The sequence below is a fragment of the Streptomyces sp. NPDC001156 genome, from assembly GCF_053598275.1.
The window spans coordinates 1-9,001 of record NZ_JBSFJX010000277.1; the positions used below are offsets into that span (position 1 = coordinate 1).

A 9,001-nucleotide genomic window follows, 5' to 3' on the forward strand; every position below is an offset into this window, starting at 1 on the left:
GTCGGACAATACGACCTCGACAGCACGCGGACCCCGATGCGACATAGAAATAGTCTACAGACTTAGACTCGCCATTTCCGGCGCGTCACACTAGCCCTAGGTGGGTGCCGTCCTACGATGGGTGAAGATCAAATACGATCAAGGAGCGTGAAATGATCTTTATCACGGCCAAGTTCCGGATCAAGCCGGAGCACGCGGAGAGGTGGCCTGAGATTTCGCGGGAGTTCACGGAGGCGACGCGCAGTGAGCCCGGATGTCTCTGGTTCGACTGGTCGCGCAGCCTCGACGATCCGACCGAGTATGTGCTCGTCGAGGCGTTCCGGGACGGCGACGCCGGTGCCGCGCATGTCCAGTCCGGCCACTTCAAGTCGGCACAGCAGACCCTGCCGCCCTATCTGGTCGAAACGCCACGAATCGTCAACGCGGTGCTGGAGCAGGACGACTGGTCCCTGCTCGGTGAGATGGCCGTCCAGGGCTGACGGAGCCGCGGAGGGGGAGGGGAAACGCGCCTGCCGCGTTCTCCCTGGACCGGAACGAGGGTGTCTTGGCCCACCTCTGGCCAAGGCACCCTCGTCGCCGCGTCACGAGGCCCTGCAATGGATCGTCTGCGAGAGGCCGGGGCGGTGGGCAAGGTGCAGAAGGCTTATCAGTGGGTCTCCGATCATCAGGACGCTTTGGGGCGCTTGCAGTTGCCTCGCACGCACGTTGTCAACCCGCGCGAATACCTCGAAAACTGCGCATGGTTGCTCGCGCAATTCGCATGATCACGATGTGGTCTGGGTCGTAACACCCCGGCTCGTCCGGACGTCGATATCCCCGTCGGGGGCCCGGCAGCGCTGCCGTACGATCAACCGCCGACAGCCGAACGAGAGAAAGCACACAGCATCGTGGCTGACAAGCCATCCGAAGAAGCCAGACCGGAACCCGAGTCCACGTCTGAGCTCGGGTCCAGTTCCGGTACCGGGGCGTCCTCGTCCATACCGGACGACGTGTGGGAGAAGTTCGTCCGGGACAGCGAGCGGGACATACGTGCCTCCTCCGCGCCGAAGGAGCCGTCCGCGCGGGCGCGGTTGGTGACCGAGCGGCTGCGGCAGAGGGACGAGGAGGCCGCCCGCCAGGACTCCAAGAAGCGCCGGTGGAGCAGGAGCGGCGACAAGGCCGCCGACAACCAATCCTGGCAGCCCGAAGGCTGGCGTACCGGCCCCGCCTGGCAGGAGATGGAGGGCCGCGCGGCCCGGCGCCGGCGGTGGTGGGGCATCGTCGGCGTTCCCCTCGCCGTTGCCCTCGCCGTCGTGGCGATCAAGCCGTCCCTGATTCCCGGCGACCCCTTCGGCGCCGGCGAGGCGGCCGCGGACACGGCGCCGCAGCTGCCCCCGGAGACCGCGGTTCCCACAGCCCCGCCCTCCTCGGCCGCGTCCGACACACCCACGCCCGAGCGGCCGTTCGCCGGATCCCCCGCCCAGCGGTGGGCCGACGGGGCCGCCGGTATCGTCCTGCCGAAGGCGACGCCGTCCGGTGTGTTCTCCGCGTCGCAGGTGGAGCGCGCGCTGCAGCAGAGCAAGACACTGCTGATCGACGCCAATCTCAGCCCCGGCACCCTGCGCGGTCAGCGGCCCGAGGCGGCGCTCGGCGTGCTCGACCCGCGCCAGCCGGACCTGCTCGACCACCTCGACGCCTCGCTGCGCGCACCGGACAAGAAACACGATCCGCTGGCGCTGTTCAGCCGTTTCGACCCGGACGAGGTCCGGCTCGTCGGCGACGTGGTCAAGACCCGCGGTCGTATGACCTTCGGGACGGCCAATCGCGGATCCCTGGTCGTGCACGCCGACTACACCTTCGTGTACCCGCTGGTGCGGCCGGGGACCAACGAGGTCACCCGCACCATCGTGCGGCGCGTCATCGACCTGGAACTGCCCAACCCCGCGCACTTCCAGATCACCCCCGGCAAGCTCAGCCTCCTCCGCTACGACGAGGACGCGGGCAACTCCGCCTGCCAGATCTACGACGGCTATTTGCACCCGCAGTTCGACTCGCAGCAGCCCACGGGCGCGCCGCCCACCGGTCCCACGACCGACCCCTACGACCGCAGCAAGGATCTCGACCAGGACCGCAGCAAGGCTTGCGGGACGGCCTCCCGTACCTGAGCCGCGGACGTGGTGTGTTCCGTCGGACTACGACGTCACCGAGTCCGAGATCGCGTCCGCCCCGCCGACGCGGGGGTGTTCGGACACGTGGAGCGGCAGGGCCGACAGGTGGTCGGCGACGGTGACGTCGAGTGACTTGTTCCCGTCATGCGCCGCGTCGAGCACGCGCCAGAACGCTTCGGTGTCCATGGCGCGCAGTCTGTCAGGGCGCTGTGACTGCCTCCTGTATGCGAGATGGAGGCTGAAGCGGGCGAAAAGACGCCGGTGGGCGGGGCCATCGTTACGGCCCCGCCCACCGGCGTACTTTGAACTACCTCGGCTCAGTGCCGGCTGACCGTGAAGGGCAGCCGGACATGAGTCGCCGAATCAGCGCCGGCCAGCGTGATGCTGGTCGACCCCGGCTTCGCTGTCCCCGGAACGCTGATGGTCGCGGCAGAGATGACGCCGTCACCGTTCGCGTGCACGGTGATGGAGGCGAGGCCGTCACCGAATCTGATCGTCACTGCTTCGTTCGGCTCGAACCCGGAACCATTGACGGTGATCGCCGTACCGCGCGGTCCCGAGGTGGTCGACAGCAGCACCTGCGGTCGGTACGCCGGCACTGCCGGCTCCTCGGTCACCTGGACGGTTGCCGTCGCCGGTGTCCGCGAGGACTTACCGGCTGCGGTGATGGCGTACCGGCCTGGCTGCGCGTCATCGGACGCGGCGATCGATGCGTGTACCGCTCCCTCCGCCGTGGCCGCGACCGTCAAGGTGCGGGCCGGGCTGGTGCCGAGCTTGACGGTCACCTGCTCGCCGGCGGCGAACCCGCTGCCGTTGATGGTGATCGAGTCACCGGCGGAGACGGTGCCGGATGCCGACGCCGAGATCGACGGCTGCAAGCTCGCCTTGCCCACGGTCACGGTGAACGTCTCAGTGCTGCTCGAGAGCGTGTCCCATGTGGTGACGTGCACCGTGTACGTGCCCTGCTGCACGTACGTGTGTTGTCCGCTTATCGCCCCGGACGAGTCGACCGTGGCGTCATCCGGAACTGTGCCGTCACCCCACTGGACGCGGGCCTGGTAGCCCGTCGAGGCCGGAACGCCACCGGTCACCGAACCGAGGTCCGCCGAGAGGGCCTTCCCCGGGGTGGCCGTCTGGTCCTTGGGGGCGGTGGTCGCCAGCTTGGCGTCCGGCGTGCCGTCATGGGCTACGGCGAACACGTGGATCCGGCCCGTCGAACCCGGGTCGCCGGTCTGCGTCGGCAGGGTCACCGAGACCAGCTTCTTGCCCGCCGGGATCTGGTACGGCGTGGTGGCGAACAGGAACGGCTGGGCGCCGTCCCGGCTCGTGCCGAGCAGCCGGTACGCGGCCTTGGCGACGACGATGTTCCCGTAGGACGGCGTGCCATTGGCGTTGCCGCCCAGCGTCCAGTCGCTCATCTGGATCGGGATGGCGGCGGTGCTGCCGTCACTGAACGTCGCCGTGCCGGTGGTGCTCTGGTTGCCCTGCGTTCCGGCGCCGATGAACGAGATGCTCTTCGCGTCATCCGGCAGGTTGAGCGCGATCGTGCTGCCGTTGCCGGTCGCGTTGTCCGACTGTCCCGCCGGAACCGTCGGCAGCGTGAAGCGCAGCGCCGTTCCAGGTACCTCGTGCTCCTGGCCCTGGGTCACGCCCGCCGCCTCAAGCGCGGCACGCGAGTACGCCCACGACTTGCTGTCGCAGTTCGCCGCGAGGACGCCCTCGTCTCCGATGCACACGGTGTCGAATGCCGCGGTGAGGCTGGAACTCGGCGCGTAGCCGACGTCTACGCCCACCGTTGTCGAGCCCTGGCCGGCGCCGTCGCTCACCGTGACACTGGCCTGGTAGTAACCCGGCTTGTCATAGGTGTGCGAGCCGCTGACGCTGTACACGCCCCGGGAGCTCAGGTCCAGGGTGCCTGCCGTGGCCGGTGAGCCGTCACCCCAGTTGATCGTGGCCTGGTAGCCGCTCGCGGTGCCTCCGGTGACAGTCGCCAGCGGCACCGACACCGCGACGCCGGAGGTCGCGTGCACGCTGCTCGCCGCGGAGACCGCGATGGCGCCGCCACCGAGTTGGACATCGCCGCCGGCGAGCAACTCGACCTCGGCGAGGTTCGTCTGCGCAGCGCCGACGGTCTTGTTCACGACCAGGCGGAACTGTGCGAACTTCCCCAAATTGCCGATCTTGAACGGCCGGGTCTGGCCGCGCGACGAGAAGACCTCGCCCTTGCGGGAGTCGACGGTGGTCCAGGTGATCCCGTCGTTGGAGCCCTGCAACTTCCAATCCGTCGGGTCGCCCGCATTCGCCCCCGAGGTGAGGGTGTAGTACGACGGCATCTGCTCACCGCTGCGGAAAACCCAGTTCACCTGCGGAGTGCCGTCGGTGAAGGTCATCTGCGTGGTCGACGAGTCGTCGAACAGCTTCGACGCGTCCTGCCCGTCGCTCGCGGTCGCGGTGCCGAGGCCGGGGCCCGTGGTGTCCTGCAACGGCTTGGGCACCTCGTTGCCCTTGGTCAGCGACGAAGGCGCGTCGTTCTTGCCGGTGCCCCAGGACGACGGCTTCGCACCCATCTGGAAGTCGATCGTGCCGCCATGGTCGAGCACGGACGAGTCGATGGACACCCCCTGCTGCGTCTTCCCGTTGACCTTCACACTCTGCACGTAGACGTTCTTCGTGCTGTTGTCCGGCGCGTTGACGACGATGTCACCGCTCTCGCGGTGGACGGTCATCTGGGCGAACTGCGGTGAACCGATGGCCCAGTTGGAGGAGCCGGCCTGAAGCGGGTAGATACCCAGCGAGCTGAGGATGTACCACGACGACATCTCGCCGTTGTCCTCGTCACCCGGGTAGCCCTGGCCGATCTCGTCGCCGACGTACAGGCGCTGCAGGATCTCCCGCACGATCGCCTGCGTCTTGGACGGCGCACCCGCATAGTCGTACATGTACGGTATGTGATGCGACGGCTGGTTGCTCATGCCGAGCTGGCCCATGCGCACCGCACTCGCCTCGAGCATCTCGTGGATCGTGCCGCCGTACCCGCCGGGCCTGTCGGCGTTCTCCGGGGTGGCGAAGAACTGGTCCAGCTTCTGCTCCAGTGCCTTCTGCCCGCCGTACAGGTTGGCCAGGCCCTGGCCGTCCTGCTGCGCGGTGAACGCGAAGTTCCACCCGTCGGTCTCGGTGTAGACGCCGCCCCAGTCCCTGGGGTCGCCGGCGAGGAACTTGCCGTTGGCCGCTCGCCCCTCGAAGAACTTCGTGTTCGTGTCGAAGAGGTTGACGTAGTTGCGGGCACGCTCCAGGAAGTACTGCGACTCCTCCTTGAGCCGCTTGCGCTCCGACTTCGGTGTGGCCGGGTCCTTGGCCAGGGCCGCGCCCATGTTCCCGATGCCGTAGTCGTTGATGAATCCTTCCAGCGCCCACGACACCGACTCGCCGGTGGAGGTCGGCGTGTAGCCGAGGAACAGCCCCTTCTCGATGCCCTTGCGGCCGACCTCGCTGCGCCCGGACGCAACGGTCGCGTCCTTGACCGCAGCGTCGTACGCGGCGAGCGGGTCGGGCACCTTGACGCCGTTGAGGTAGGCCTCGGCCAGCGCGACGTTCGAGCTCGTGCCGGTCATCAGGTCGGCGTAACCAGGCGACGACCAGCGGGCTATCCAGCCGCCGTCGCGGTACTGCTGGATGAACCCGTCGGCGATCTTGGCCGCGATGTCCGGGTACAGCAGCGAGTACGCGGGCCACACGGTGCGGTAGGTGTCCCAGAACCCGTTGTTGACGTAGATCTGCCCGTCGACGACCTTCGCACCGGTCTGCGTGGCGGTCGACGTGCCGGTCGGCGCCGACACCGGGCTCGCGTACTGCCAGTGCGGCGCGGCGGCGGTACCGGTGTTCTCCGACTGCGAGTTCGGGTACAGGTTCAGCCGGTAGAGGTTCGAGTACAGCGTGACCTTCTGCGTCTCGGTCGCGCCCTTCACCTCGATCCGGCCGAGCCGGTCGTTCCACGCAGCGGTGGCGGCGGCGTGGATCTGGTCGAAGCTCTTACCGGTGACCTCCAGGTCGAGATTCCGGTGAGCCTGGTCGACCGAGATGAACGACGTCGCGATGCGCATCGTCACTTGCGAGCTCGCAGAGGTGTCGAACGTGGCGGACGTGGCGGAGGACGCCGTCGGCGCGCGGTCGAAGGTGCCGTACACGAACATCCGGCTGCGACCGGCTGACAGACCGCTGCCGTTGTCGACCCAGCCGCTGAACGTGCCGTCCGTGCCGATGGAGAACGTGCCGTTGTAGAAGACGAGGCTTCCGGTGGCCTTTCCGGACGGGAAGGTGAACTGCATGATCCCACCGTGGTCGGTGGGCGACATCTGCGCGATCAGGCCGTTCTGCAGAGTGACCTGGTAGAGGTCCGGCCGCGCGATCTCGTCGTTGTGGCTGAAGGCGAGTGCGCGGGTGCTGGGCGCTCCGGTGAGCGATCCGCCGACCGACACCGGCATGACCGACATCTGGTTGCGGTCACCCATCCACGGGCTGGGCTCGTGCGAGAGCGCAAGTCCCTGCAGCATGGGCAGATTGGCCGCGTTGTTGCCCTGCTGGTAATCGTACTCCCAGGAGTTGGACGTGGCGTTGGTGACCGGCGTGAAGAAGTTGAAGCCGTTCGGCATCGCCGAGATCGGCAGGTTGTTGCCGCGCGAGAACGAGCCCGATGCGTTGGACCCGCGCCGCGTGTCGACGAACTTGGTGAGGCTGGAGCCGTCGATGGACGTCGGCGTGCCCGCCACAGAGATGTCGTCGAGCCAGCCCTGGAAACGAGTCGAGGCGGTTGCCTTGGGATCGTCGTAGGCGAGCAGGACGCGGTCGATCGTCTTGCCGTTCGCGACCGCCCCGATGTCGGACTGGACCGCGTTCCACTGGTCGGCGTAGAGCACCTTCGACGCGCCCTGCCCGGCGGCCGTCAGCGCGTAGCCGTGCTGGTCGACAGGCGAAAGCCCGCTCAGGTAGCTGCCGTCGGTGAAGTGCAGGTCGACCGCCGCGTAGGTGGACGGATACTGAGCGTCCTTGCTCGTGAACTCGGGGAAGATCTTGTACGACAGCCGGGTCTTCGGTCCGACCGGGATGTTGACGTCGAACAGCTTGTTGGTCGCGTACGAGCGACCGTCGGCTTGCGCGCCGCCCGAGTAGCGCAGCGAAGCCACTCCGGTGAATCCGGCTCCTGACTTCATGTTGTAGCCACTGACCGGACCGGCGCCGACGACGCTGACCATCGGGGTGGCCGGCGGCATGACGTTCGAGCCGTCGCTGATGTTCCAGTCGGCGAGCTGGACGATCGAGTCACCGGAGTTCGCGGTGACGTTCAGCCGGTAGTAGCTGTAGGCGGTCGTGTTGGTGAAGCTATAGGTGTTGGTGGCGAACCGCCCGCTGAAGGTTACCCCCGTGCGTGTGTCCAGGTCGGTCCACGCGCTGCCGTCGTTGGACCCCTGCACGGTGAAGTCCTTGGGGTCGCGGCCCGGCGCGTCGTTCGCGGAGGTCAGCGAGTACTTCACCACCGTCGCGGGCTTGGCCAGCCGGTAGGCCACCCAGCCGGTCTTGTCGAACGCCAGCCACTTGGTGGACGGATTTTCGTCCTTGAGGTTCGTGGCGACTTCGCCCGGCGGGTTCTCGGCGCTCGCGGTCACCGCGCTGACCTGGTCGAGCAGGCTGCCGGGCAGTCCGGAGGGGCTCGATCCGCTCAGGTTCGTCTGGATCGGCTTGCCGTTCGCGTCGACCTCGACGGTGCTCGTCGCGGGTTGCGGGTCGGCCGACTCGAACGAGGAGCTGAAGTTGCCGGGCGGCGCCTCGGCGCTCGCCGCGGGTGCGACGACGAGCACGCCCACCGGCAGCGACAGGGCTATAGCCGCGCTGGCCCATCTTCGGAGGGACAGAAGGCGAGCAAAGGGGGAGTAGGACACAACGGGGCCTTTCGTCGATAGGGGTCGAGAGCGCTGAAGGACGGGGCGGAGAACCTGGTGGCCGCGGTCGATCGACCGCGATGGATCGCGCGTACGCCTCACGGGCACTCGGGGGCTTGCCGCATGCCGACCCTGGATCGGCACTCAAGTAGCGGTTTGGCTCCGACGGTGGGTCAGCGCGGCGCGGAGCCAGGTGAGTTGCCGTAGGGGTGCGGCAACCGCCGTGACCACTGCTGTGAGTTGGTACGTAGGCCTTGAACCATGCGGAAGCTCCATGAAGGGATGGCGAACTCGTGGAAGGGCACACCCAGCCAAAGATCGCGGTTAGCCTGATCCTCACGGACAACGTTGTCAAGACTGATCGCGCAACCTCCTTCAAGCAGCACCGTGTCCGGACGCACCGCAGCCGTATCCCGGGCAGCGCCCGTGGGGGAGGCGGTGCGGCTATGCCGCCAGGAACGCGCTGTCGCTCTGGGTGAACCGAAGTCTCACGCCGCCGAGTTGATCCCGGTGATCAATCGGCGCAGCGTCACCGCAGACGTTCCTCGTGCACCCGCACCTTCAACCACCGGTACGGGTTCCGGTCCGCTTCTTCCTCGGCAACTGCGGTGTGCGGCGGGGTCACTTCCGGTCGGCTGTGTTGTGTGGAGCGGTCGACCTCATGTCGGGAAAGAGCGTGTGGACGACCGTCCCGCCTGCGGCCAGGGGTAGCCAATGATCCTTCCGCTCACAGGAGTTCTTACGACGTGGTGCGCGATTGAGGGTGGGGCGTGCTGGCCTGGCGGTTCGGCTTGGGGGTGATCACCTCTCGGCACTGCGGTCGGAGACCAGGCCGGCGATGGCGAGGTGGGTCTGGTCGTAGTACTCGCGGCGGCCGAGGTAGCGCTGGAGGGGGCGCCACTGCTTGTGTTCGGCGTTCGC

Annotated in this window: 4 protein-coding genes; 2 read left to right on the plus strand and 2 right to left on the minus strand. The window is 67.6% G+C overall.

Translation table 11 applies throughout. The features are described from left to right. Positions 1-152: 152 nt before the first annotated feature. A complete protein-coding gene (locus ACWDA7_RS47130; protein ID WP_450613633.1) occupies positions 153-479 on the plus strand; it encodes a putative quinol monooxygenase in 327 nt (108 codons plus the stop codon). Positions 480-887: 408 nt separating this feature from the next. After that, the gene (locus tag ACWDA7_RS47135) at positions 888-2,144 is read left to right on the plus strand and encodes a hypothetical protein (protein ID WP_450613635.1); all 1,257 of its coding nucleotides are present in this window, start codon (positions 888-890) and stop codon (positions 2,142-2,144) included. Between the two features lie 27 nt (positions 2,145-2,171). On the opposite strand, the gene ACWDA7_RS47140 is transcribed toward ACWDA7_RS47135, so the two are convergent. Then, positions 2,172-2,333 carry a hypothetical protein gene (locus ACWDA7_RS47140; RefSeq protein WP_450613637.1) on the minus strand — a complete coding sequence of 54 codons (162 nt, stop codon included), beginning with the start codon at positions 2,331-2,333 and terminating at the stop codon, positions 2,172-2,174. 131 nt (positions 2,334-2,464) lie between these two features. Further along, complete coding sequence (locus ACWDA7_RS47145) at positions 2,465-8,080, minus strand: GH92 family glycosyl hydrolase (RefSeq protein WP_450613639.1); 5,616 nt, start codon at positions 8,078-8,080, stop codon at positions 2,465-2,467. Positions 8,081-9,001 lie beyond the last annotated feature (921 nt).